The sequence below is a fragment of the Streptomyces sp. NPDC101151 genome (genome assembly GCF_044768335.1).
Classification (GTDB): domain Bacteria; phylum Actinomycetota; class Actinomycetes; order Streptomycetales; family Streptomycetaceae; genus Streptomyces.
The window spans coordinates 22,903-47,565 of the sequence record NZ_JBIWPP010000052.1; the positions used below are offsets into that span (position 1 = coordinate 22,903).

Annotated in this window: 22 protein-coding genes; 10 read left to right on the forward strand and 12 right to left on the reverse strand. The window is 69.3% G+C overall.

What is annotated here, in order from left to right; genetic code table 11:
• The first annotated feature begins 39 nt into the window (after window positions 1–39).
• The gene (locus ACIRU3_RS43140) at window positions 40–435 is read left to right on the forward strand and encodes a response regulator transcription factor (protein ID WP_404069153.1); all 396 of its coding nucleotides are present in this window, start codon (window positions 40–42) and stop codon (window positions 433–435) included.
• Here ACIRU3_RS43140 and ACIRU3_RS43145 read toward each other — a convergent pair.
• The 3 genes from ACIRU3_RS43145 to ACIRU3_RS43155 all read right to left on the reverse strand — a co-directional run bounded on the left by ACIRU3_RS43145 (window position 413) and on the right by ACIRU3_RS43155 (window position 2,688).
• Window positions 413–1,066 (reverse strand): response regulator, encoded by a 654-nt coding sequence (locus ACIRU3_RS43145; protein ID WP_404069197.1) that lies wholly within the window; start codon window positions 1,064–1,066, stop codon window positions 413–415. The two genes, ACIRU3_RS43140 and ACIRU3_RS43145, sit on opposite strands and share 23 nt — an antisense overlap.
• 255 nt (window positions 1,067–1,321) lie before the next feature.
• On the reverse strand, window positions 1,322–1,735 hold the full coding sequence (locus ACIRU3_RS43150) for a hypothetical protein (protein WP_404069155.1): 414 nt from the start codon (window positions 1,733–1,735) through the stop codon (window positions 1,322–1,324).
• Between the two features lie 677 nt (window positions 1,736–2,412).
• On the reverse strand, window positions 2,413–2,688 hold the full coding sequence (locus ACIRU3_RS43155; RefSeq protein ID WP_404069157.1) for an alpha/beta fold hydrolase: 276 nt from the start codon (window positions 2,686–2,688) through the stop codon (window positions 2,413–2,415).
• A gap of 35 nt (window positions 2,689–2,723) precedes the next feature.
• On the opposite strand from ACIRU3_RS43155, the gene ACIRU3_RS43160 reads away from it, so the two are divergent.
• Both ACIRU3_RS43160 and ACIRU3_RS43165 read left to right on the forward strand, forming a co-directional pair.
• Window positions 2,724–3,176: an alpha/beta fold hydrolase gene (locus tag ACIRU3_RS43160; RefSeq protein WP_404069159.1), complete on the forward strand. Its 453-nt coding sequence runs from the start codon at window positions 2,724–2,726 to the stop codon at window positions 3,174–3,176.
• A 256-nt stretch (window positions 3,177–3,432) separates the two neighbouring features.
• A complete protein-coding gene (locus tag ACIRU3_RS43165) occupies window positions 3,433–4,521 on the forward strand; it encodes a glutamate--cysteine ligase (RefSeq protein WP_404069161.1) in 1,089 nt (362 codons plus the stop codon).
• A 9-nt stretch (window positions 4,522–4,530) separates the two neighbouring features.
• Here ACIRU3_RS43165 and ACIRU3_RS43170 read toward each other — a convergent pair whose 3' ends face one another.
• From ACIRU3_RS43170 to ACIRU3_RS43180, 3 genes are all read right to left on the reverse strand, one after another.
• Complete coding sequence (locus tag ACIRU3_RS43170; RefSeq protein WP_404069163.1) at window positions 4,531–4,764, reverse strand: DUF6480 family protein; 234 nt, start codon at window positions 4,762–4,764, stop codon at window positions 4,531–4,533.
• Between the two features lie 345 nt (window positions 4,765–5,109).
• A complete protein-coding gene (locus ACIRU3_RS43175) occupies window positions 5,110–5,817 on the reverse strand; it encodes a hypothetical protein (protein WP_404069165.1) in 708 nt (235 codons plus the stop codon).
• Between the two features lie 382 nt (window positions 5,818–6,199).
• Window positions 6,200–7,267, reverse strand: coding sequence for a LacI family DNA-binding transcriptional regulator (locus tag ACIRU3_RS43180; protein WP_404069167.1), 1,068 nt, complete (start codon window positions 7,265–7,267; stop codon window positions 6,200–6,202).
• A 313-nt stretch (window positions 7,268–7,580) separates the two neighbouring features.
• Here ACIRU3_RS43180 and ACIRU3_RS43185 point away from each other — a divergent pair, with 313 nt between their 5' ends.
• The 4 genes from ACIRU3_RS43185 to ACIRU3_RS43200 are packed head-to-tail and all read left to right on the forward strand — an operon-like array spanning window position 7,581 to window position 12,528.
• Window positions 7,581–8,879, forward strand: a complete 1,299-nt coding sequence (locus ACIRU3_RS43185; protein WP_404069169.1) for an ABC transporter substrate-binding protein — start codon at window positions 7,581–7,583, stop codon at window positions 8,877–8,879.
• An 11-nt stretch (window positions 8,880–8,890) separates the two neighbouring features.
• Window positions 8,891–9,982: a carbohydrate ABC transporter permease gene (locus tag ACIRU3_RS43190; RefSeq protein ID WP_404069171.1), complete on the forward strand. Its 1,092-nt coding sequence runs from the start codon at window positions 8,891–8,893 to the stop codon at window positions 9,980–9,982.
• Window positions 9,979–10,812, forward strand: coding sequence for a carbohydrate ABC transporter permease (locus ACIRU3_RS43195; protein WP_404069173.1), 834 nt, complete (start codon window positions 9,979–9,981; stop codon window positions 10,810–10,812). The genes ACIRU3_RS43190 and ACIRU3_RS43195 overlap by 4 nt, the downstream gene beginning before the upstream one ends.
• A 42-nt stretch (window positions 10,813–10,854) precedes the next feature.
• A complete protein-coding gene (locus ACIRU3_RS43200) occupies window positions 10,855–12,528 on the forward strand; it encodes a glycoside hydrolase family 13 protein (RefSeq protein WP_404069175.1) in 1,674 nt (557 codons plus the stop codon).
• 146 nt (window positions 12,529–12,674) lie between these two features.
• Here ACIRU3_RS43200 and ACIRU3_RS43205 read toward each other — a convergent pair whose 3' ends face one another.
• From ACIRU3_RS43205 to ACIRU3_RS43225, 5 genes are read right to left on the reverse strand one after another with little or no spacing between them, the layout of a single operon-like run.
• Window positions 12,675–13,607 carry an ROK family protein gene (locus tag ACIRU3_RS43205; protein WP_404069177.1) on the reverse strand — a complete coding sequence of 311 codons (933 nt, stop codon included), beginning with the start codon at window positions 13,605–13,607 and terminating at the stop codon, window positions 12,675–12,677.
• Window positions 13,604–15,298, reverse strand: a complete 1,695-nt coding sequence (locus ACIRU3_RS43210; RefSeq protein WP_404069179.1) for a dipeptide ABC transporter ATP-binding protein — start codon at window positions 15,296–15,298, stop codon at window positions 13,604–13,606. Before ACIRU3_RS43210 ends, ACIRU3_RS43205 begins: the two co-directional genes overlap by 4 nt.
• Complete coding sequence (locus tag ACIRU3_RS43215) at window positions 15,295–16,176, reverse strand: ABC transporter permease (protein WP_404069181.1); 882 nt, start codon at window positions 16,174–16,176, stop codon at window positions 15,295–15,297. Before ACIRU3_RS43215 ends, ACIRU3_RS43210 begins: the two co-directional genes overlap by 4 nt.
• Entirely contained in the window at window positions 16,173–17,132 is a 960-nt protein-coding gene (locus ACIRU3_RS43220) for an ABC transporter permease (protein ID WP_404069183.1), read from the reverse strand. Before ACIRU3_RS43220 ends, ACIRU3_RS43215 begins: the two co-directional genes overlap by 4 nt.
• Before the next feature lie 2 nt (window positions 17,133–17,134).
• Window positions 17,135–18,928: a peptide ABC transporter substrate-binding protein gene (locus ACIRU3_RS43225; protein ID WP_404069185.1), complete on the reverse strand. Its 1,794-nt coding sequence runs from the start codon at window positions 18,926–18,928 to the stop codon at window positions 17,135–17,137.
• Window positions 18,929–19,114: 186 nt separating this feature from the next.
• Between ACIRU3_RS43225 and ACIRU3_RS43230 the strand changes: the two genes are divergently transcribed.
• The 3 genes from ACIRU3_RS43230 (at window position 19,115) to ACIRU3_RS43240 (ending at window position 22,960) form a co-directional block, all read left to right on the forward strand.
• Window positions 19,115–20,311, forward strand: coding sequence for an ROK family protein (locus ACIRU3_RS43230; RefSeq protein ID WP_404069187.1), 1,197 nt, complete (start codon window positions 19,115–19,117; stop codon window positions 20,309–20,311).
• Window positions 20,312–20,376: 65 nt separating this feature from the next.
• The gene (locus tag ACIRU3_RS43235; protein WP_404069189.1) at window positions 20,377–21,885 is read left to right on the forward strand and encodes a M81 family metallopeptidase; all 1,509 of its coding nucleotides are present in this window, start codon (window positions 20,377–20,379) and stop codon (window positions 21,883–21,885) included.
• 448 nt (window positions 21,886–22,333) lie between these two features.
• Window positions 22,334–22,960, forward strand: a complete 627-nt coding sequence (locus ACIRU3_RS43240; protein WP_404069191.1) for a hypothetical protein — start codon at window positions 22,334–22,336, stop codon at window positions 22,958–22,960.
• Between the two features lie 323 nt (window positions 22,961–23,283).
• Here the strand turns inward: ACIRU3_RS43240 and ACIRU3_RS43245 are convergent, their stop codons facing one another.
• The gene (locus ACIRU3_RS43245; RefSeq protein WP_404069193.1) at window positions 23,284–23,916 is read right to left on the reverse strand and encodes an HAD family hydrolase; all 633 of its coding nucleotides are present in this window, start codon (window positions 23,914–23,916) and stop codon (window positions 23,284–23,286) included.
• Window positions 23,917–24,663 lie beyond the last annotated feature (747 nt).

The window sequence follows — 24,663 nt, forward strand, 5'->3', positions numbered from 1 at the left end:
CAGGTACCGCCCTGGGATCCTGAGGGCATGCTGCGCTGCATGGTTGTCGATGACAACCCCTACTTCCTGAACGCCGCTCGCTGCCTGCTCGGCCATCAGGGCGTCGCCGTCGTGGGCGTGGCACGGGACAGCGAACAGGCGATCAGGCTGACCGAGCAGCTCAGGCCCGAGGTGGCACTGGTGGACATCGACCTCGGTGCGGAGAGCGGCCTGGAGCTGGCCGGCCGGCTGCGGCGCGAGACCGGTGCGGCACCCCCTTCGGTGATCTTGATTTCCAGTCACTGCGAGGAGGAGTACGCCGACCTGATCGAAGCGAGCCCCGCGGTGGGCTTTCTGTGCAAGACCCTCCTGTCGGGCGATGCCATCCGCGCCTTGCTCGCCGGGATGGACGACGGCCACCGGGACGATCCGGTCAACGGGCCTCCAGGAAGGTGATCACCGCACGGACTCGGCGGTGGTCGTCGTCGGCCTCCGGCAGGTCAAGCTTGGCCAGGATGCTGCGCACGTGTTTCTCCACCGTTCCTTCGGTGACCCACAGCCGACGGCCGATACCGGCGTTGGACCGGCCCTCGGCCATCAGTTCCAGCACCTCGCGCTCCCGCGAACTGAGCGCGGCCAGTGGATCCTCCCGGCGACGGGCGGACACCAGCTCCTGCACAAGCGCCGGATCCACCACCGAACCGCCCCGGGCGATCCGTCGCAGTGCCTCGAGGAACTCCTGCACGTCACCCACCCTGCTCTTGAGCAGGTAGCCGACGCTGCGGCCACTGGCCAGCAACTCCATCGCGTGCTCCACCTCGGCATGCGCCGACAGGACCAGGATGCCCATGGCGGGGAACTCCTGCCGGATGGTGCGCGCCGCGTCCAGTCCCTCGGTGGTCTGCCCCGGCGGCATCCGGATGTCGACCACCACCAGCTGCGGCGTCGCCTGCCGGACCACGTCGAGCAACTGCGCCGCGTCGGCGGCCTGCCCGACCACCGCACAACCCGAACGCTCCAGCAGACTGGCCAGTCCTTCGCGCAGCAGGACGTCATCGTCAGCCAGGACGACCCGCAGTTCCGCCATGGCCGGTCCCTGGTCACCGGGCCCGTCCACAGCGCTGGGGCTTCCTGATGTCATACCTGACATTGTCGGCGAGCCTCGTCGGGTGAGCACCTGGCAGAGGGCTCACGGAAGACATGTCTCACCGACGAAACGAGCAGTCGGCAGTCACCGATCAAAGAAATGCGCACGCAGATCAAAGAAATGCCCACGCAAGTGGGGCCCCGCCTCCAAAGGAGACGTTGCCCCACATCGCTCTGATCAGCCGTGACCGTAGCCTCAGCCGTGACCTCCGCCGTGGCCTCCGCCGCCTCCGCCGTGACCACCGCCGTGACCTCCGCCATGACCTCCGCCGTAGCCTCCGCCGTGACCATGGCCTCCGCCATAGCCGTGACCGCCATAGCCGTTGTCATGACTGTGGTGTCCGTAACCGCCGTGGTCGTGGTTCCAGCCGCTGTCGTTGCTGTAGCCGTTCCACCAGTCACCGCTGTCACGGAACCAGCCACCGCCGTCATCGTGGCCGTGACCGCCGCCGTCGCGCTGACCGCTGTGGTAGCTCGCGGAGACAGATGCGTCGTGTGCGTCCGAGTGGGCCGTGGCGGCACTGGCGACACCGACCCCGGTGAATGCCAGGGCGGCCGCAGCGACGGGGACGGAAGCCAGACGTACGACCCTGGACACGTTTGCGCTCATGACGAGTCCTTTCCGAAATGAGGGAATTTCCGCTGCAGACCGTCACGCCGGTCAGCAAACCCGTTTCCTCGGGTCGAAGACCACGAGCCCGAGTTCCTCAGGTCGGCCGAAGGGCCGAATGCGTCCTCGGCCGACGGGTCGAGGGGCGCCTCGCCGGACGCGGCCGCTGCAGCACCGAACGCTCATCCTGCAGCGGAGGTGGCTGCTGTCGTCATCTCCGTGGCAGGGAGCCGAACTGCCTCCCAGCCTTGCGCCGCAACCCGGTCGTGTCTTTGCAGCCAGCGGTGGTTCCCGCCTACCGCTAGCAGGAAGCCCGAGGCTGCAGGCTGCGGTCATAGTGCCGCTCACCTGGGCCGACCCGGCAGCCACGCGGGCGGGAGGCTGACCTGCACATGCTCGGCATCGGGGTCCTCCGTCAGCAGGCGCGCCGTGGTGCAGGCTTCCACGACAGCGTCAGCCCCGGCAACTACGGCGACCAGGACAACTACGGTGACCAGATCTGCACGGCGACGGCGACCTTGCCGGTTTCCTCCTCGGCAACTCCCCACCACGTCGACCACTCAGGCAGACTCCCTCCGCGTCTGCCAGGGCCGACCAACTCCTCGGTCAGGCAGCCGAGATGCGCCTGTCGGATACACGGGCTGCGGCTGAGCGTTGGGTGCCAGTGGATCCGAGCGTCATGGCCGACGGGCAGGACGGAAGCCTTCGGTCGACGGCCGGAAGGTCGACAGCGCCTCCGTGAACGCCTCGGGCGCGGAACTGTGGATCAGGTGTCCGGCCGGGATGGTGACCGCTCGGCCGCCGGGGATGCGGCGGGCCGGCTCGGCGAGGCCGTCCTGAGGCGCGTGGCTGCCGGGGCCGCCGGCCACCACGAGGGTTTCGGCAGTGATGCCGCCGAGCCGCTCCAGCCACCTCGGGTCAGGTGTGTCGATCTGCTTCCTGACAGCCGGCACACGCGCTGGGCGAGGACGCAGGCGACTGGGATGCGGTGGCGCCCGTTCTCGCCCGCGGTCGACGGGTCTACACCCTCGATCTGCGCGGACGCGGCCGGAGTGACTGGCCGGGCGCCTACTCCAACGAGCTCATGCGGGCCGACGTGCTGCGTTTTCTGAACACGCTGGGGCTGGACCGGGTGGAGCTGATCGGACACTCCATGGGCGGGATCGTGGCCTACCCGTTCGCGGAGGATCATCCGCAGCGGGTGAGCCGCCTGGTCCTGGGGGACACTCCGCTTCCGCGCCCGCGCGAGGCGGCCACTCCGACGAGGCCGGACGGCGACCTGGCCTTCGACCGGTGGCGGGGCATCCGGGGGACCCGACACCTGGTAGGCCAGCCGGAGCCCTCCCACGTCGACCGTGCGGTGATCAACCGTGTCCGGACGGTATGCGCGCAGGTCACGCCGGAGGACCGGCGTTCAGCTACGGCCGAACCACCGTTGTGACGGTCGCGCCGATCAAGACTTTTCGACATTCGCTACGGCATCCCGCGGTGTCGGTGTCGGCGCACCGAGGACGTCGAGGCGCGCGGCAGGCTCCTGAGGTTCGTGCGGCCGCCGCTCGCCACGGTCCGGTCGAAGCCGGTGCCCCGGTCCGCAGGTGTCGACGGCTCCCCTGGGGGGCAGTCGGGGTCGTACAGAGCGCGGACAGCCCCTGGGCGCCGGACGACCCCGAGCGGCACGGGGAGGAGGGCGGCAGCAGGTGCGAACTGTCGGAGTGGAGGAGGAACTCCTTCTGGTCGACCCGGACAGCGGGGAGCCGAAGGCGCTGTCTGCCGCTGTCCTCGCCCATGCCGCTCAGGACGTTCCCGGTCAGGACGTGTTCGAGAAGGAGCTGTTCGGGCAGATGCTGGAGTTCGCCACGCACCCGCAGTCGGAGATGGCGGAGCTCGGCGCCGAGATAGTGCGCTGCCGCAAGGAGGCGGCGCGGTACGCCGGCGAGATCGGCTGCGCGGTCGCCGCGCTGGCCAGCTCCCCGCTGCCGGTCAGCCCGTCGATCAATGTGAACGAGCGCTACCAGTGGATGGCCGAGCAGTACGGGATCGCCACCCAGGAGCAACTGGTGTGCGGCTGCCATGTCCATGTCTCGGTGGAGTCCGACGAGGAGGGCGTGGCCGTGATCGACCGGCTGCGTCCGTGGCTCGCCGTACTGTGCGCGCTCAGCGCCAACTCGCCGTTCTGGCAGGGCCACGACACCGGCTACGCCGCCTACCGCAGCCGGGTGTGGGGGCGCTGGCCGTCCGCGGGGCCGACGGAGCTGTTCGGGTCGGCCGAGCGGTATCACCGGCGGGTGACGGACATGGTGGCCACCGGGGTCATCCTGGACGAGGCGATGGCGTACTTCGACGCGCGGCTGTCCGCGCGCTACCCGACGGTGGAGATCCGGGTGGCGGATGTGTGCCTGCGTGCGGACACGGCCGTTCTCGTCGCCACACTGGCCCGGGCCCTGGTGGAGACGGCGGCGCACGAGTGGCGGGCGGGCAAGTCTTTGCTCGACCACGGTGTCAGCCTGCTGAGGCTGGCCTCTTGGCAGGCGGCCCGCTCAGGCCTGGACCAGGACCTGCTCGACCCCGCGAGCATGCGGCCCAGGCCCGCCGCGGACGTGGTGCACGCGCTGCTGGAGCACATCGGGGACGCGCTGACCGAGAGCGGCGACGCGGCCCGCGCCGAAGGGGCCGTGGCCGAGCTGCTGAGCTGGGGCAACGGCGCTCGCGAGCAGCGGCTGCTCAAGGAGCGCACGGGCAGCCTGCGTGCTGTCGTCGCCGAGTGCGTACGGCACACCCAGAGGTAGGCGACCGGGTCAGAGGATCAGGATGAGGGCATACACGAGGAAGACGGCCGCGACCAGGACGATGACGACGGGGATCAGCGTCAGCTGCACTTTGGCCCAGCCGGTGGGTGGGCTGTGCGTCTCCCGGTGTCCGGCCTCGGGCAGGCTGCTCTCGGCGGGTGGGGTCTCGCCGGGAGGGACTCCGCCTCCGGGCTCCGGCCCGGTGATCCGCTCGGGCTCCGGATCGGGGTTCGGGTGACTCATGTGTCACGAGTCCCCCGGACACGCTCATATCATCAGCCGATCACGTCTTGCCTGGTCGCAGGGGCGAAACCGCTGCGCCGCGCTGCTTGCGAGCGCTGCCGGACACAGAGCCGAGCGGGGCGGTCACCCTCAGTACGACGCCCCCGGCTTCACATGGTGCACCGGTCGCAGGTGCGGGGACGCGTGGCAGCGGGCCGCTGTCCGGCAGCGGATGCACGAGATCCTGATCGCGGAGGGGTGGATCGCCGATGCCCTGGACGTTCCTGCCGCGGCCGTGGATGCACCGACCGCGCCACGACGGCAGACGGTTGCTGCACCGTACGGCCCGTGAAACACGAGAGCCGGTCAGTGCACGTGTTCACCGCACGCAGCCGGAAACAGGACGGCGCCGGGCGGCAGTTCGCGCGGATGCCGCCCGATCACCCGTAGGCAAGCTTCGAAAGAGCCCTGCGCGGGCGGGTATTCGAGGGCAACCTCGTCCAGCACGGTGATCTCGCCGGGGAGGTGGAGTTCCGCCGCGTGCAAGCCGTCCGGGAAACTGCCGGCCAGGGTTCCGAAGGCTGCTGTGCCGTTGCCGTCGGCGACGCGCTCGTGGATCTCGAAGCGCCAGTGCTCGCCCGCATCGGCAAGCAGCGACCTGTCCCTCTTGCCCAGCCCGGCGAGGAGAGCGGTGCGGCCTCGCACATGGTGGGCGATGGCGCAGCAGATCGGGACCGCCGTGCCGTCGGGCGCCGTCACCCGCGTGTACTCGGCGTGGGGACAGGACGACAGGGCCTCGTCGATCAGCCCCAACGCGGTGTCCCGCGCTGCCGGGTGACCCTGCTCAGCGATGTCCAGGAGCAGCGGTGCCGCCACCGCGGCGGCCGGAAACACGGCGGCACTGTGGCCATGGACGATTCCGCCGCCGCCGAGCAGCGAGCCGGCCCGCCCCGCCTGCACCAGGTTGGCCGCATCGGCCAGGGCACGCAGACCGCGGGCGACACGAGCCGGTTCATACCAGTCGGGATGGCCTGGTACAGCGTCCCAGTTCACTGCGTGGATCGCATCCAGCACGACGGCATCCTCGCACCCGGCTGTTCCCCACTGCCCTGGGGGCCGGTGAGGTCAGTGACTCTGTGCGTGCGGGAGTTCCGAGAACGCGGCAACGGCCTGGTGTGCAGCAGGAGCGCTGCACACCCTGAGCCGGCTGGCGCATTCGGCTGTGGCCAGGCGATTGGCCCCCGCGTGGCCCGCCGTCCCGGGATCGGCGGGCCGGCGCCTCGAAGGCGCCGACGCGGGGTAAACGGAACCTACGCTTCCGCCGGTCGAAACGGAAGCCCCTATCCCCATTGACCCTCACCGTGCACGGACGCACCCTGAACCCCATGCGCCGCAAGGGAGCACAGCATGAGCCGAGCCACCGACACGCTCCGCGTCGTCGAGCACCGGAAGGCTCTCAGACGCCCCGAGCCTCAAAAGCGCCTTCGCGCTCGCCCTGAGGGGCGGGCGGCGGAGCCGTGGTCGCCCTGGGGATCAGGTGCGTGGGCAGGACGACATGGAGTTCGTGGTCCGCGGCGGAGTCCTGGATGAGCTTCAGGGCCAGTTCGCCGGCCAGGCGGCCCATGTCCGACGGTGACTGCGCGACGGTGGACAGGTCCGACCACTCGGCCATCTGGTGGTCGTCGAAACCGATGACGGAGATCCGCTCGGGCACCTGGATCTGGGCCTTGCGCAAGAAGTAGATGATGGCGATGGCCAGCTCGTCCATCTCGGCGAAGATCGCGGTGGGCGGCTCCCGCAGGCTCAGCAGTTTCCCGACCCCCTCCGTGATGTCACGCTTGTCGTCGAACGACATGGTGACCACCAGATCGTCGTCCAGCGGGATGCCCGCCTCGGTGAGCGCCTGTCGGTAGCCGAGCAGCCGCTCGCGCGAGCTGAAGCAGAAGCCGCTGGCGCCCAGGGTCGGCGCGAAGGCGATCCGGCGATGCCCGAGATTGAGCAGGTGGCGGGTGGCCTTGCAGGCGCCGTCCACATCGTCGACGTACACGCTCGGGCGGCCTTCCGCATGCTGGCTGACATAAATGACCGGCATCCCGAGATCATCCAGCCGCAGGGTCTCCTCGTCGGTCAGATCGAACCCGAACACCGCCAGCGCGTCGGCGTTCCGTCGGGCCGGGAGGCGCTCGAAGAACGCGGTGCGCTCGCTCATGTCGGGTATCACGTAGACGGTCAACTCCATGCCGGCCGCGCGCAGCAGCGGGCCGAGGCTGGACAACGCCGACCCCATGAACCACGAGTTGAGCGTGGGCACGAGCGCCGCCACGACCCCGGTCTTACCCGTGACCAGGCTCGCGGCTTGCCGCGAGACCGCGAAGTTCAGCTCGCGGGCGGCCTTTTCGACCCGGGCGCGGACGTCCGGCGAGACAGTCGGCAGGCCGCGCAGGGTGCGCGAGACGGTCGACGGGGAAACCCCGGCCCGTTCGGCGACGTCGGCCATCGTGGGGAGCCGTTGAGCGGATGACATGAGCGGAAGTTAGCACAGGTCCGCTCCTCTGGCCGGTCTCTTGTGACAGCGCTGTCACGATCTCCAAGGTGAGTCTTTTCATCCATTTTGCATGCAAATAAAGTGTGCACTCCATCTAAACTCGTCCGGGCTACCGGCAAGTTACGCATTGACTTCCCATAGGTGCACTCCTAGCGTGCAAGCGTTGTCTCGACGGGGTCGGACCCGTTTCCGGGTGGCCGTCATCTGGCTCCTTGACCTGCAGTTTTCATTCGCATGACGCCGTGACAGCACTGTCAGACGCTTCGGTTCCGTACGACCCAGGAGAAGGACAGTGAAGACCAGCACCACCAGAGCCCTCCAGTGTTCGGCAACGCTCGCCGCCGCCGGACTCCTCGTCACCGCCTGCGGCTCGACCGGGGGCAGCGGCTCCGAAGGGCCGGCCGGGAGCACATCGTTCGAGGGTCGTGGCCCCATCACGTACGTGGCAGGCAAGGACACTTCCGGTGTCGTCCCGAAGGTCATCGACCGGTGGAACAAGCTGCACCCGAAGGAGAAGGTCACCTTCATCCAGCTGCCGACGGACGCGGACTCGCAACGCCAGCAGATGATCCAGAACGCGGAGACGAAGTCCGACGCCTACACGGTGCTCTCTCTCGACGTCGTGTGGACGTCGGAGTTCGCCGCCCACCAGTGGATCGACCGCCTGCCCGAGAACCGGTTCCCGCTGCAGAAGATGCTGAAGCCCGTGGTCGAGACGGCGAAGTACCGCGGCAATCTGTACGCGGCCCCGGCCAGTTCGGACGGGGGAGTGCTGTACTACCGCACCGACCTGTTGAAGAAGGCCGGCGTGACCAAGCCTCCGGCCACCTGGTCGGAGATGACGGCCGACTGCGCCAAGGTGAAGAAGCTGCCCGAGGCCAAGGGCATGTCCTGCTACGCCGGCCAGTTCCAGAAGTACGAGGGTCTGACAGTGAACTTCGCCGAGGCCGTGAACTCCGCGGGCGGTGTCGTCACCGACGCGAACGGCAAGCCGGACGTCGACACCCCCGAGGCGAAGAGGGGCCTGGACTTCCTTGCCGGCTCCTTCAAGGACGGGACGATCCCCAAGGAGGCCGTCACCTACCAGGAGGAGGACGGCCGTCAGGCGTTCCAGGCCGGGAAGCTGATGTTCCTGCGCAACTGGCCCTACGCGTACTCCCTGGCCGAGAAGTCCAAGGTGGCAGGCAAGTTCTCGGTCGCGCCCCTGCCGGGCCTGAACGGGCCCGGCGCCTCCAGCCTGGGCGGCCACAACCTCGCCCTGTCGTCCTTCGCCAAGAACAAGGCCACGGCCCTGGACTTCATGAAGTTCTTCAGCAGCGAGGACAGCGCGGGCACGTTCCTCGAGGACGCCTCCCTCGCTCCGCCGTACGCGGACCTCTACGACGACGCGTCGCTGGTCAAGCAGTACCCGTACCTCCCCGTGCTCAAGCGGTCCATCCTGCGTGCGGCCCCGCGCCCGAGGGTCGTGCATTACGGCGACGTGACATCGGCGATCCAGCAGGAGATCTATGCCGCCCTGACCGGCAGCAAGAGCAGCGCACAGGCGTTGAAGGACCTGCAGAACGACCTGCAGCAGTCCGCGGCACAGTGAGGAGCCGGGCCATGGCCGACATCAAGACCCCGCCCGGAAGCGCAGCGGACGACGAAGCCGTGGCGGCCGACCGCCACACCAGGCCGCCCTCCTCGCCGGTTAGCCTTCGGCACACACGAATGAGCCTTCGGCGCACCCGAACCAGGGCGACCACCGGCTCGGGGCGGATGGCGGCGCTGCTGGTCTCCCCGACGCTCCTGGTGCTGTCGATCGTCGTCCTCTATCCGACGCTCATGGCGCTGAAGGGGTCGCTGTACGGGGCCAAGGGACTGGACCCGAAGACCGGCTTCATCCGCACCACCGAGCCCTTCGTGGGGCTGAGGAACTACACCGACATCTTCGGCGCTGCCGGGGAGCGGTTCTGGAACGCCTTCTGGAACACCACCTTCTTCACCGTCTTCACGGTGGGGCTGGAGACGCTGATCGGGGTGGCGATGGCCCTGATCATGCACAAGGCGTTCCGGGGCCGGGCCCTGGTACGGGCCGGCATCCTCGTGCCCTGGGCGGTCCCCACGGCCATCTCCGCCCTGCTGTGGCGATGGATCTTCAACAGCAACGGCATCGCCAACGCCGTCATCGGCCACCAGATCCTGTGGACCACCGAAGGCGTCCACGCCAAGGTCGCGGTGATCATCGCCGAGGTGTGGAAGACCGCCCCCTTCATCGGACTGCTGGTCCTGGCCGGCCTGCAGGTCATCCCGACGGAGGTCTACGAGGCGGCGCGGATCGACGGGGCAGGCGCCCTGGGCCGGTTCTGGCACATCACCCTGCCCCTGGTGAAACCCGCGCTGCTGGTGGCGGTGCTGTTCCGGGGCCTGGACGCGCTGCGCATGTTCGACCTGCCGTACATCCTCATCGGCGCACAGAAGAACTCCGTGGAAACCCTGTCCATGCTCGCGCAGAACGAGGCCTCCAACGTCCGCTTCGGACCGGCCTCCGCCTACGCGGTGCTCCTCTTCCTCTACGTCCTCCTCATCGCGCTCGCCTTCGTCCGCGTGCTCGGCACCGACCTGGTCGGCGACGGCGGCACCGCACGCAGAGGCGCAGGCAGGAGCAGGCGCCGACGTGTCACGGCGTTGCGCCGCGCGGAGGTGACGGCATGACCGTCACGGCGAAATGGCGGAGTCGGCTGTTGTATGCGGGCGTCGCCGCGGTGGTGGCCTACTGCCTGGCCCCGTTCTACTGGATGCTGGTGTCCAGCCTGCGGCGCTCCTCGGACATCTTCGACACCTCGCTGCTTCCCTCCCGGGTGTCCTTCGAGAACTACCGGGCGGTGTTCAACCCGTCCCAGGGGTTCACGCGTGCGCTGCTCAACAGCCTGGTCGTGGCCGGCATCACCACCGTACTGGCGCTGCTCCTGGCCACGTTCACCGCCTACGCGATGGCCCGGCTGGAGTTCCGGTTCAAGCGGCTGGTCCTCACGTTGATCATCGCCACCTCGATGTTCCCGGTGGTGTCGATCGTGGTGCCGCTGCTGAAGCTGTTCACGGACATCGGCTGGATCAACACCTACCAGGCCATGATCGTGCCGAGCATGTCGTTCGCGCTGCCGCTGGCGGTGTGGAACCTGACCACGTTCTTCCGGCAGATGCCCGACGAGTTGGAGCACGCCGCCATGATCGACGGCTGCACCCGCGGCCAGGCCTTCCGCAAGATCATCATCCCGCTGGCCGCCCCCGGCATCTTCACCACGGCGATCATCACCTTCATCGCCGCCTGGAACGAGTTCCTCATCGCGCTGTCGATGACGAACGAGCCGGCCATGCAGACGGCGCCGGTCGCCATCTCCAAGTTCTCGGGTGCCACCCAGTTCGAGACCCCATTCGGCAGCCAGATGGCAGCAGGAGTCCTGGTCACCGTCCCCCTGGTGGTCATGGTGCTGCTCTTCCAGCGCCGTATCGTCGCCGGACTCACCGCCGGCGCAGCCAAGTAGACACCGCACCGTCCCAGACTCCCGAAGGGCCTACTTCACGCCATGCCCCGCACCGCACCGTGGTGGCGCAGCGCCGTCATCTACCAGGTCTACATCCGCAGTTTCGCCGACGCGAACGGTGACGGCGTCGGCGACATCGCCGGCATCCGTTCCCGGCTGCCGTACCTCGCATCGCTCGGTGTCGACGCCATCTGGATCAACCCGTGGTACAAGTCGCCGATGGCGGACCACGGTTACGACGTGGCGGACTACCGCGCGATCGACCCGCTGTTCGGCACCGTGGCCGAGGCCGAGCAACTCATCGAGGAAGCCCACCGGCACGGGATCCGCGTCATCCCCGACATCGTGCCCAACCACACGTCCGACCAGCACCCGTGGTTCCGGGCCGCCCTCGCGGCCGGACCCGGCAGCCCGGAACGCGAGCTGTACGTCTTCCGGCCCGGCCGCGGACCCGACGGCACCGAACCGCCCAACGACTGGGTCTCCTGTTTCGGCGGCCCGGCCTGGACCCGGCTGCCCGACGGGCAGTGGTATCTGCACCTGTTCGCACCGGAGCAGCCCGACCTCAACTGGGAACACCCCGATGTGCGCAAGGAGTTCGAGTCGATCCTGCGTTTCTGGTTCGGCCGGGGCGTGGACGGGTTCCGTATCGACGTCGCCCACGGACTCGTCAAGCACCCCGAACTGCCCGACCTGCCGCCCAGCCAGGAGCAGGCGGTGCTCGGTCCCCTGGCCTCCCGGGATTCCGGGGACAAGCAGCCCCGGCAGCACGTCGATCACCCGCACTGGGACCGCGACGAGGTCCACGACATCTATCACGCCTGGCGGAAGGTGGCCGACGAGTTCCCCGGCGACCGCTCGTTCGTCGCCGAGGCCTGGGCCGACACACCCGAACGGCTGGCCGCGTACGTCCGCGAGGAAGGCCTCCATACGGCATTCAACTTCGACTTCCTGATGTCCAGTTGGGGCGCGAAGGACTTGCGTGCGGTCATCGACGACTCGCTCGCCATGCTCGGCGCGGTGGGCGCACCGGCCACCTGGGTGCTGTCCAACCACGACGTCATGCGCCACCCCAGCCGCTACGGCCGCCGGAGGGTCAGGCGATGGACCGCCAACGAGCCGTACCGTCCAGAGGGCCCCGTGGACCTGGAACTGGGCACCCTGCGCGCCCGCGCGGCCGCTCTGCTCATGCTGGCCCTGCCCGGTGGGGCCTACATCTACCAGGGTGAGGAGCTGGGCCTGCCGGAGGTCGAGGACCTGCCCGAGGACGTGCTCCAGGACCCCGTCTGGGAGCGGTCCGGGCACTCCGACCGAGGTCGCGACGGCTGCCGCGTGCCCATCCCGTGGTCGGGCGAGACCGCACCGTACGGATTCAGCTCCGAAGCCGCCACCGCGGCACCCTGGCTGCCACAGCCCGCCGAGTGGGGTGAGCTGAGCGTGGAGGCCCAGAACGGGGACCAGACGTCGATGCTGGAGCTGTACCGCAGTGCCCTGCGACTGCGCCGCGAGCACCCCGCGCTCGGCGACGGCACCCTCACCTGGCTGGAGACCTCCGAAGCAGTCCTGGCCTTCGGCCGTGACCCCGGCTTCGTCTGCGTGGTCAACCTCTCGGCCGAGGTGTCCCACCTGCCCGCCCACACCTCGGTGCTGCTGTCGAGCGGACCGGTCGAGAACGGCCTGCTCCCGCCCGACCACGCAGCCTGGCTGTCTGTGTAGGCGGCTCCGCCCGGGGCAGCTGCCCGCGCGGGCGCACCTCCGGTGCCGGGATGCCGGAGGTGCGCCCGCTGCAGGCCGTCGTCGCCCGGCCAGACCCCCGCGGGCACGCGCACGCCGTGGCCGGCGGTGCACGCCCTGCCGGGGCGTCAGACGCGGGTGACCGTGGCGAGTTCCGCCCGCGCCCGGGACGCCGCGCCGACCGCCACGGCGTCGCCGCCCAGGTGAGCGGGCAGGACCCGGACCGATCGTCCGCTGACCGGGGGTTCGGAGGCCAGCGCGCGCTGGACCGACGGCTCCAGCAGCGCCCAAGCCCGGCTGACGCCCCCGCCGATCACAAAGGTGGTGACGTCCAACAGGCCTGCCGTGACGAGGATCGCGCGGGCCACGGCGGCGCCGGCGCTCTCGTACACGGCGAGCGCGTCCGGGTCGCCCACGGCCGCCGCCTCGGCGACCCGCCGGGCGGTGGTGCTCAGCCCGGTCCGCTCGGCGTAGCGGGCGGCGATCGACCGGCCGGACGCCAGGGTCTCCAGGTGGCCTCGGCCCCCGCAGGTGCACCGCAGGTCGCCGAAGCCGGGCACATGGCCGATCTCGCCGGCCGCGCCGTGCGGGCCGTCGTACAGTCCGCCGTCCAGCCACAGCGCGCCGCCGACTCCGGTGCCGAGGGTCATTCCGAGCACGTGGCGCTCGCCGGTCACCGCGCCCCGCACGACCTCGCCGCGCAGGAACGCGTTGACGTCGTTGTCCAGGTACGCCGGTACGCCCAGCGCCTCCTCGACCGTCTCCGTCACCGGGAAACCCGCCCAGTCCCGGAAGGAGTCGCTGGCCACGAGGATCCGCCCGGCCCTCGCGTCCACCACACCCGCCGCACCGATCCCGACCCCGAGCAGCCGCCCGGGTGTCCGGGCGAGGAGGACGCGCAGGGCATCGAGTGCGGCTCCGACCATGGCCGCCCCGCCGCCGTGCGCCAAGGTGGGCACGGTGAGCCGGTCGACGACGCCGAGGTCCGCTGCGCACAGCACCACCTCGGTGGCCGTCCCGCCGATGTCGACACCGGCGAGCAATTGGGGAGCCTCCGTCACGTGGTCGCCTCCAGTCCGAGGGAGGCCCGGCGACAGCGTTGCACCACGGGGTCCGGCACCGGCACGGCCGCGATGAGCCGGCGCGTGTACTCCGTCTCCGGGCGCAGCAGCGTGGTCATGGTCGGTCCCTCCTCCTCGACGGCTCCGGCCCGCATGACGACGACACGTCGCGCGAACTCCTGCACCACGGCCAGGTCATGGGACACGAACAGGCATGCGAAGCCCAGTTCGCCCTGCAACTCGGCGATCACCTCGAGCACCGACCGCTGCACACTCACGTCCAGCGCACTGGTCGGCTCGTCCGCCACCAGCAGCCGCGGCTGAAGGACCAGAGCCCGGGCGAGGCTCACCCGCTGCCGCTGGCCGCCGGACAGTTCGCGCGGCCCGCGTTTCGCCAAGCCGGCAGGAAGTCGTACGAGTTCGAGCACCTCGGCGACCCGCGCCCGCCGCTGGGGCGCGGACATGCCTCGGTTGTGCACCCGCAGCGGTTCGGCCACGCACTCGGCGACGCTCATCCGTGCGTCCAGCGACGCCACCGGGTCCTGCAGCACCACGCCCACACCGGACAGCAGCGAGCGCCGCGACCGCCCGCGGGTCCGGGCGAGGTCGCTGCCGAACAGCGCCACCGAGCCGGAATCCGGGCGCACGAGCCCCAGTGCGACCCGGGCCGCCGTCGACTTGCCGGATCCGGACTCGCCGACCAGTCCGACCGTCTCGCCGGGGCGGACGGTGAGAGACACGTCCCTGAGCGCCCTGACGGTACGAGGCCCACGGCCGAAGCGCACCGAGACGTCCCGCAGCTCCACGACCGGCTCCGAACCGGCCCGCTCCTGCGCGCACCCGGCCCGCTCCTCCGCGTACCCGGCCCGCGACGGCTCATCGGCACACCCGCCACGCTCCGGCCCGGCGACCGCCAGCCGCGGCACAGCGGCCAGCAGCCGCCTGGTGTACTCGTGCCTGGGCCGCAGCAGCACCTCCTCCACCGGCCCGGTCTCCACGACCTCGCCCTCCAGCATCACCGTGACCCGGTCGGCGAAGTCCGCGACCACACCCATGTTGTGCGTGACCAGCAGCACGCCCGTGCCCGCATCGGCAGCCAACGCCCTGAGCAGGTCCAGGATCTCGGCCTGCACGGTGACGTCCAGGGCGGTCGTCGGCTCGTCCGCGATCAGCAGACCGGGCGAGTTGGCGATCGCCATGGCGATGACGACCCTCTGCCGCTGTCCACCGGACAGCTGGAACGGAAACGCCGACGCCCGAAGCTCCGGCTCCGGAATGCCCACCCTGCGCAGCAGTTCGACCGCGGCACGGCCGGCCTCGGCGCGGGACACCGGCCGGTGGTTCCGTACGACCTCCGCAATCTGCGCGCCGACCCGGGTCAGCGGATCCAGCGCGCTGGCCGGCTCCTGGAACACCATGGAGACCGTACGGCCACGCAGCCCCGCCAGCTCGGACTCGTCGGCGCCGACGACCTGAGTACCGTCCACCGAGATCCGGCCCGACACGCGGGCGTTCCCCGGCAGCAGCCCTGTTGCGGCGAGCGCCACTGTCGACTTCCCGGAGCCCGACTCGCCGACCAGCGCCAGCGTCTCGCCCGGCCGGACGTGCAGGGAGACGTCCCGTACGGCCGGCACGTCGCCCGTGTCGGTCGAGAAGGTGACCGCGAGGTCCTCGATCCTCAGGACGGTCATCCACGCCCCCTCACGTCGAAGGCGTCCCGCAGCCCGTCGCCGATCGCGTTGAAGGCGCACACCACGAGGATGATCGCGAGACCCGGTGGAACGATCAGCCACCAGCGTCCGGAGTACACGGCCGTCAGACCGGCCGACAGCATGCCGCCCCAGTCGGTCGACGGCGGCTGGACGCCCAGGCCGAGATACGACACGTACGCCACGAGCAGGATCGCGTCGGCGACCTGGAACGTCGCCGCGACCACGATCGTGGACACGGAGTTGGGCAGGATGTGCCGCCCGATCGCCCGGCCGTGCGTGCCGCCGATGGCGCGGAGTGTGAGCACGTAGTCCCGGCTCTTCAACGTGAGTGTCTCCGCCCGCACCAACCGGGACGGCACCAGCCACGACACCAGACCGAGGATGACGACCAGGCCGAGCGTGCCAGGGGTGGCGACCGCGGAGACGACGAGCAGGATGAACAGCGCCGGGATGGCGATGCCCGCGTCGACGATCCGCATCATCACCGCATCCACCCAGCCGCCCGCGTAGCCCGCCACCGCACCCCACAACGCGCCGACGACGGTGGCGAGGATCCCGGAGGCCAGCCCGACGAGCAGCGAGACCGTCCCGCCGTACATGAGCCGCCCGAACTCGTCGTGGCCCACGGCGTCCGTGCCCAGCAGATGCGCACCGCTCGGCGCGAGATTGACCTGGGTCAGGTCGGTGTGCGTCTGGTCCGTCGGGTGGATCAACGGGCCGGCGAAGCAGAAGAGCAGGAAGACCACGACCACCACGAGTCCGGCGACGGCCAGCCTGTTGCGGGCGAACCGGCGCAGGGACAGGCGGTGGCCCGCCACCGGTTCGGCGACCGGAGAGGTCTGGAGCACCGCCGTCATGTCCTTTCCGCCTTCACTCGGGGGTCGACGATCCGCTGCACGAAGTCGGCCAGCAGCGTGCCGATCACCGTCGCGACGGAGATGACGAGGACGCAGCCGAGCAGCACCGGATAGTCGGAGGACTGCGCGGCGCTCCAGAACAGCAGGCCCATGCCCGGGTAGTTGAAGAGCTGCTCGACGACGAGGGCGCCCCCGAAGAGCACGGGCACGTAGTAACCGAGCATGGCGATCACGGGCGTGAGGGAGTTGCGGAAGACGTGCTTCCACAGGATCGCCGCCGGCCGGGAGCCGCCGGCGCGGGCGGTGCGGACGTAGTCCTCGGCGAGGTTCTCCAGGGTCGCGGCCCGCATGTACCGGCTGAACACGGCGATCATGGACGCGGCGCCGGTGAGCACGGGCAGGACGAGTGCCACCGGGTCCGCGAACACCTGGGACAGCGTCTCGCCCTGGGGAGCCTGCGACGGGAACCAGCGCAGGGTCTGGGAGAACACGAGAATCAGCAGCAGCCCCAGGAAGTACACCGGCGTCGAGTACGCGACGAAACCGAGCGTCGTGACGACGTAGTCCACCGGCTTGTTGCGCCGAACCGCCTGCCACATCCCGAGCGGGATCGCCAGCGCCAGACCGACCAGCGCGGACAGCACGGTCAGCACCAGGGTCTTCGGCAGACGCTGTTCGATGAGCCGGGAGACGGCGTCGTTGAGGGTGTAGGAGGTGCCGAGGTCCCCCTGCACGAGCGTGTGCAGGTAGTAGAGGTACTGGACGGGAAGCGGCCGGTCCAGGCCCTGTTCGTGGTTGAACGCCGCGATCTGCTGGGCCGTTGCCTGCGGGCCGAGGATCCCGCGCGCGGGGCCTCCGGGCAGGGCGTGCAGCAGGCAGAAGACCACGACCGTGACGATGAGGATCACGGCCAGAGCCTGCAGGAGCCGCCGGGTGAGGTACAGCGTGGTCTCCATGCTCAGCTGCTCCATTTCCACTGCGCCGGGTGGAAGTTGGCGAGTGAGTCCTGGGAGAAGCCGCCCAGGCCGTTGCGGATGACGGAGATCTGGTAGACGGGTGCCGGCAGCCAGATCACCGGCAGGTCCTGGGCCACGGCCGCGCTGTAGTCCCGGATCGCGGTGTTCGAGTTCGACGTCGTGGACTGGGAGATGAGCCTGTCGACCGCCGCGTTGGAATAAGTACCGAAGTTCGAGCCGCCCTTGGACTGGAACAGCGAGTCGCCGGTCGGGAAGGCCGGGAAGTACCAGCTGCCCGCCGTACCGAAGAAGGACAGTTGCCACTTGCAGATCGACTGCCCGGCCGTGCACTGCGGGGTCTGCGAGAGCACCGAGTTCACCGGCGCGGTCTTGATCGAGAACTTGATCCCGGTCTTCGCGAGCGAGGACTGGATGGCGCTCATCATGTTGTCGGTCACCGTCGAGCCGGACTGCGACAGCACCCGCATCGCGAACTCGGTTCCCTCGGCCACGCCCGGACCGCACTGCGTGGCGCCGGTGCCGGGGGCGGTACAGGTCATGACCCCGCCCTGCTCGGTCCAGCCGTGCCTGGTGAGCAGATCGCGAGCCGCCGTGGTCGAGAACGGGTACGGGTTCCTCCTCTGCGCCGGCGAGACGAACCCGGACGCCTGGCCCTGTGGGACCGGCCCGTAGCCGGGCACCGCCGTGCCGTTGAAGATCACCTTCGCCAGACTGCTCTGGTCGATCGACCGCTGCACGGCCTGGCGCGCGTAGAGCTGCCTGAACACGGCGCCCATGGACGGGTTGTTGAAGTTGTACGGCATGTACGTGATCGCCCAGCCGGACCAGGGCTTCACCGAGTAACCCTGGGCGGTGAACCGCTCCTTCTGGTCGAGGTCCGTCGCCTCGATGTAGCCGTAGTCGACGGTTCCCGAGCGCAGCGCGTTCTTCTCGGCGTCCGCCGTGGTGAACGGGAGCAGGTTCACCACGGCGATGCCGGGCTTCTCACCGCCGTCGTACTTCTTGTTGGCGGCGAGGACCACCCTGCCGGCGGTGGAGAAGGACCGGACCGCGTACGGGCCGCTGATCGTCTTCCACAGGTCGTCCTTCTCGTAGCCGGCGATGTTCTTGGCCGCGTTGTTGAGGTACGCCCACACCTGCTTGGCGCCCGCGGCGGTGCGGTCGGTGTCGGACACCTGCGTCGACGCGCCGGTCCTGTCCCAGGCGTGCTGCGGCATCGGGACGACGCTGCTCAGCTCGTTGGCCAGCATCCACTGGGAGTTGTAGGCCCCGTCGAAGGTGAGAGTGAAGTGTCGGGCGTCGTCCGTCTTGAACGACGTCCAGTTGTCGGGCGCCTTGCCGGGGTTGTAGCCCGCCCACTCGGCCTTGTTGGCCTTGATGAGGTTGAACCAGAACTCGACGTCCCGTGACGTGATGGGCTTGCCGTCGCTCCAGTGCCGCTCGCCCAGCGTGATCCGCACGCTCTTGCCGTCGGAGGCGAAGTCGGCGGCGGTGGCGATGGAACCGGCTTTGTTCCAGGCGATCCGGCCGGTGGAGCCGTCGTAGGCCACGAGAGGTTCCCACAGCGTGTTCGCGATGGAGATGTTGTTGGTGTTCAGGTGCGCCGCGGTGCCGATCGGGAGGATCCAGTTCGGGGTGAAGTTCGCGGGAAGTGCGTAGTTGATCGAGTCACGGGACGCGGACGACGTGCCGCTCGTCCCGGAACAGCCCGCGAGCAGCAGCGTGCCCGCGGACAGGGCGGCACCGGCGAGGAGCCTCGTGCGAGCAGGGGACATGGTTCACCTCGGGGGAGTGGGAGGGACCGGAGGCGGATGGGGAAGCCAGTCAACGGCCGCCGTGTCCGAAGAAACAGACGCACTGCTGTAAAAAGCCTGTTACTGCTGTTCTGGAAAAAGTGAAGAGAGGTGGTCGCAGGCATACGCTCGACCTCCCGACCGCCGATGCCGGAAGTTGTCTCGCCCATGACTGAAAAAAGTCCACCGCGCAGAAAACAAGCCTCCGGGGTCTCGTCGTTGGCCGAGCGCGTTCTCGAACTCCTCGCCTCCGGGCAGGCGTCGACACGCACGGAGCTCGCCGGACTGCTCGCCGCCGCCCCGTCGACCATCTCGTTCACGGTCAGCCAGCTGCTGGCCCTCGGACTGGTCGCCGAAGAGGGCACGGTGACCTCCACGGGCGGGCGACCGCGCAAGATGCTGCGCCTCGGAGGCAGCGACGGCTTCGCGGTGGCGGCCGAACTGGGCGGCAGGCACGCCCACATCGGGGTGGTGCTGGCCGGCGGCGGGCTCACCGACGTGTCCACCGTGCCGTTCGCGACGGACGAGGGCCCCGAGGCGGCACTGCCCGGACTGGCGGCGACTTTGGAGGGTCTCGCCGAGCAGCACGGCCGCCACCTGCTGAAAGGCGTCGGCCTCTCGCTGCCCGGCCCGGTCGACATCGCCTCCGGCGTCGTCACGCTCCCGTCCCGGATGCCCGGCTGGAACCGCTTCCCCGTCCGCGCCTGGCTCGAGGACCGCTTCGGCGTCCCCGCGGCCATCGAGAACGACGCCAACTGCATGGCCGTCGGCGAGCACATCGTGCAGCCGGCCGAGCGCCGGCAGTCGATCATGGTGAAGACCGGTACGGCGATCGGGGCGGGCGTCATCGCCGACGGGGGGCTCTACCGGGGTGGCTCGGGCGCCGCCGGCGAGATCACTCACGTCCGGGTCGAGGCCGCCCACGACATCCCCTGCTCCTGCGGCAACACCGGCTGTCTGGAGACCGTGGCCTCGGGCGCGGCGCTCGTCCGGATCCTGCGTGAGCGGGGTCTGGCGGTGACATCCACCGAGGACGTCGTACGGCTCGCCTCCGACGCCGACCCCGAAGCCACGCGCGCGGTGCGGCAGGCCGGGCGATACCTCGGCATGGTGCTGGCCGCCAACGTCAACTTCTTCAACCCGGACGCCGTGTATCTCGGCGGAATCCTGTCCACGCTCGAACCCTTCGTCGCCGCCGTACGAAGCCAGCTGTACGAGGGCTGCCATCCGCTGGTGACCGAACATCTGGCGATCGAGAGAGCGAGCCTCGGCGCCGACGCCGGGCTGGTCGGCGCGGGCCAGTTCGCGCTGCAGCGGGCGCTCGCCGAGGCCTTGCGCACGGTCACCGGCAACCACCACCCCTGACGTCGGGCACGGGCAGCCGTCTGTGACGCCCCGGCCACCACCCCCTGTCAACTCGCGGAGGAGCCATGCCAGCACCTCGTCCCGTGATCGCCGTCGCCGGTCTCGGCATCGAGTCGTCCACGTTCTCCCCGGCCCGCACCGAGGCCGCCGCATTCCACCCGCAGCGCGGCGCGGACGTCCTCGCCCGCTACCCGTTCCTGGCCCCCGGGGAGCCCCTGCGCGCCGCCGCCGACTGGCGCGGGGCCCTGGTCGGCAAGGCCCTGCCCGGCGGCACGGTGACGGCATCCGCGTACGTCGACCTGTCCGGCGAACTCATCGCGACGCTCAAGGAGTTGGGGCCGATCGACGGCCTCTGGTACGACATCCACGGCGCGATGACCGTCGAGGGCATGGACGACGCGGAGGCGGAACTGCTGGCCCGCATCCGCGAGACCGTCGGTCCGGACGTGATCGTCTCGACCTCCATGGACCTGCACGGCAACGTGTCCCGCGCCCTGGTCCACCTGACCGATCTGATCACCTGCTACCGCATGGCCCCGCACGAGGACGCCATGGACACCAAGGAGCGGGCCGCCCGCAACCTCGTCCACCAACTGGCGGGCGGCGGACCCCGTCCGGTGAAGGCGTGGATCCCGGTACCGGTACTGCTGGCCGGCGAACAGACCTCGACCCGGATCGAGCCCGCCAGGACCGTGTATGCGGCCGTCGAGGAGGTGGAGGCGGCCGAGGGGGTGACGGACGCGGCGATCTGGGTCGGCTACGCGTGGGCGGACGAGCCGCGCAACCGGGCTGCCGTGGTTGTCACGGGCACCGACGAGGCAGCCGTCACCGCCGGCGCCGCGCGCCTGGCGCGCGGATTCTGGGACTCGCGGCACGACTTCGCCTTCGTCGCCCCCACCGGCACCCTCGACGACTGCCTCGACGAGGCACTCGCCTCCCCGGCACGGCCCTACTTCGTCAGCGACACCGGCGACAACCCGACCGCGGGTGGGGCGGGCGACGTCACATGGGGCCTTCGACAGGTACTGAGCCGCCCGGAGTTCCAGGACCCGTCCGGCCCGACCGTGCTGTACGCCTCCCTGCCGGGGCCGGCCGCGGTCGACACGGCTGCGCGGGCGGGGGTCGGCGCCACCGTCACCGTCACCGCGGGCGGGGAGGTCGACGACCGGCACGACGCACCCCTCACCATGACCGGTGAGGTGTACGCGATCCGGCACGGCGACCGGGACGCACAGACAGAGGTCGTGCTGAGGATCGGCAGCATTCACGTGATCCTGACGCGACTGCGCAAGCCATACCATCACGAACACGACTTCACCGACCTTGAGTTGAGTCCGCGCACGGCCGACCTCGTCATCGTCAAGATCGGCTACCTGGAACCGGAACTCTTCGCCATGGCCGCCGACTGGAAGATGGCACTCACGCCCGGCGGCGTCGACCAGGACCTGGTACGCCTCGGCCACCACCGCATCCGCCGGCCCATGTTCCCCTTCGACCCGCGGATGCCCGACCCGGACCTCACGGCCCGGATCATCGCCTCCTCGGACCGGCCCCTCCGCGGCCCCGATGAGTGAGGCGGCGCCGGTGGCCCGCATGAACCAGAACCACAGCTGGCTAGGCGGGGTACACCATCAACTGTGAGGCCTTCTTGGGTGCGAAGGTGCACAGGCGGCCGGCCCAGAACAAGCATGCGAAGAAGCTGGGACAGTTCCCGCTGACGCCGCTGCACCATGTCGAACGACGTCAAAGCCCAGCGGATGCCGCCGTTCGGCGTGAGCTTCGGCGAGCCGGTTCCGGCTGCTGGACGCGACGGGTACTGGGTGGACCCGGATAGCGGCCCGTACGCGGGTTGCGACCCGTCCGAGGGCGGGGTCAGGTGCAAGATGAACTCACCGGCCTCCGCGTGGTGCAGGTTTTCATGGCCTGACCTGTGCGGTCCGGCCAAGCGGGGGGCACGTCCACCTGGTGAACGTCGGGTGGGCGCGCCCCCTTCCCCGTTCGCCCGACTCGACGGAGGACATGATGACCGACGTTCTGCCTGCCTGGGCCGCCATCACTGACTGGCTGGCGGCGCACGCCCCCGCGTCCCGGGCCGCACTGCGGCCCGGCGCGACGGTGGCCGACGTTCGTTCTGCCGAGTACGAGCTGGGGGTGAGCCTGCCCGGTGACCTGGTCACCGTGCTGATGGCCGCCGACGGGACGGTCGACGCTGCGACCCTGGATCGCGACCCGGACGAGTACGATCCGGGCCTGTTCCTTGCCCAGTACCATCTGCTGCCCCTGGAGGCGATCGTGGCAGTGCGGGGCAGTGGGGGGAGCGTCGACCAGCTCTGGGGTCCTTGGATTCCTTTCGCCGTCGCCGACTACTCCGTCACCCCGTGGGACGGGCTCGCAGTCGACGCCGGAGGCCGCCTCGCCACCTTCCGTCAGGCCAGCAATGAGTCACCGGCGGGACCGCTGACCGCCCCCGGGTACGGATCCCTCGGCGAGTTCCTGGACAGCGTGGCTGAGGCGATCACCCAAGGCACGGGCCCACTGCTGGCAGAGGGTCTTCCCGGGTTCCACCGGGGTGCGCTGGTGTGGGGACCGTTGCCGGGTGATGGCGTTCCGTGGAGGCCGACGTATCCCGGGAACAATCCCTCAGCCTGAGCGACAGCCGCAGGCCCACGACCGGGAGGGGAAGCACAGACCCTGATCCCCGGGCGGTTCGTCGCTGTGACGCGATCGGCCGTCCCGACCACCCTGCTGTCAGCGTCAGCGCCATCGCCATTGTTAGGATCGGCTGGCCTGCCGGTCTGTCCCTTTGCCCTGGCATGGATTCAAGCCCGCCGCTGCCGATGCCTTGGCAAACGGCGCAACCCTCCGGCTTCGGCTCGCTGTAGAGGCCTCGTAGCCACACCCGACGTGACAACCGGGTCGTCACGCTTCCCGGACTCCGAAAACCCCCACCCACCCCCACCACAAAGGAGCCGTCAACCAACTGACGGCCCCTCATCAACGATCGAGGCCAGATGAGCTGCGATGCGCGCCATGGTCTGTGCGTTGTCCTCGAACAGATGGGCCTGCATGCCCATGGCCTGGGCGGCCTCAACGTTGACTGCGACGTCATCGATGAAGAGACAGTTCTCCGGGCGCACGTCCAAACTGGAACAGACGGACTCGAAGGCTCGCGGATCAGGCTTGACGAAACCGATCTCGTGCGAGTAGACGATCTGATCCACCAGTGAGTCGAAGTGGTACAGCGCTGTCTCTCGCTCACGGGCACCAACGAAGCTGTTGCTCAGGATGCCCAGCTTGCAGCTTCCCCCCAGTTCCCGTACACAGGCGATGAGTTCCTCGTTCGGCGTTCCCAGGTATTGCGCCCAGAGGTCGGCCATGAAGGCTTCGACCTGGGGTGATGCGAGGCCCAAGCGGGTTGCCACCTGCTCGTGCACCTCGCGTTCGCTGATGCTCCCGACGCTCCCGGCACGCCAGACGTCGCGCATGCGCTCGTGCACTGTGCCCGGCGGCAGCTCCACTCGCTCCTCCCACCGCCGCACCCACCCTGTTTCCGGCGTGATCTCCAGCACGCCACCGATATCGAGAATGACGCAGGTCGCGGTCATGAGAGTCCCCCTGTTCGTCTTGCATGGCCGGCGAGCACAGACAGCACCCGCTGGTGCGATCGATGAGGACACTGTCGGCCTTGACTCCGGGGCAAGGTCAAGCGACGGCCTTTGGGTAAAGCTAAAGGTCTGGTGGAGAGTGGTATTGCGAATTCCGATAGAGGCCTGCAGAGTCAAAGCTGAAGCATCCAAACCTGCACGGAATTTTCACTGACAATTGTCTTGTGTGTGTTCCGCGTTGTGCTGCTAAAGTCCGCTTGACCGCAAGAAATCAGGAGGGGGATCTGGTGAGAAAGACGCTGCGATCAAGGTACGTCGCATCACTGATGGCTGTCGCGGCCATCGGTCTTGCAGTCCCGGGTACTGCCAGCGCTGCGGATCGTTCCGCCAGGTCGGCCTCGTTCACCAGCGGCTGTCCTACGGGGGAAGTGGTGGCCCTCGCCAGCGTGAACGTCAGGACCGAGCCGAAAACAACTGCCCCTGTCGTGGAAAAAGTAGCGGCGCATGATTGGCGTTACTGCTATTTCGACAGCGTCAAACTAGGTGACCGGTACAATGCGTGCGGGCACAGCAATGCCAACGGCTGGATCCACATCGCCACGAGAGTTGGAAACCGGTGGGGCTGGTCCGCCATGACCTGTTGGAACGACGTCTAGTACTGCAACGGTCCTTGTCGTGACTGCTGGCCAGCTCGGTCGTTGGTGTGGTTATGGGTGGGGACCTTGCTGGTGTCAGGTTGTGGGCCGG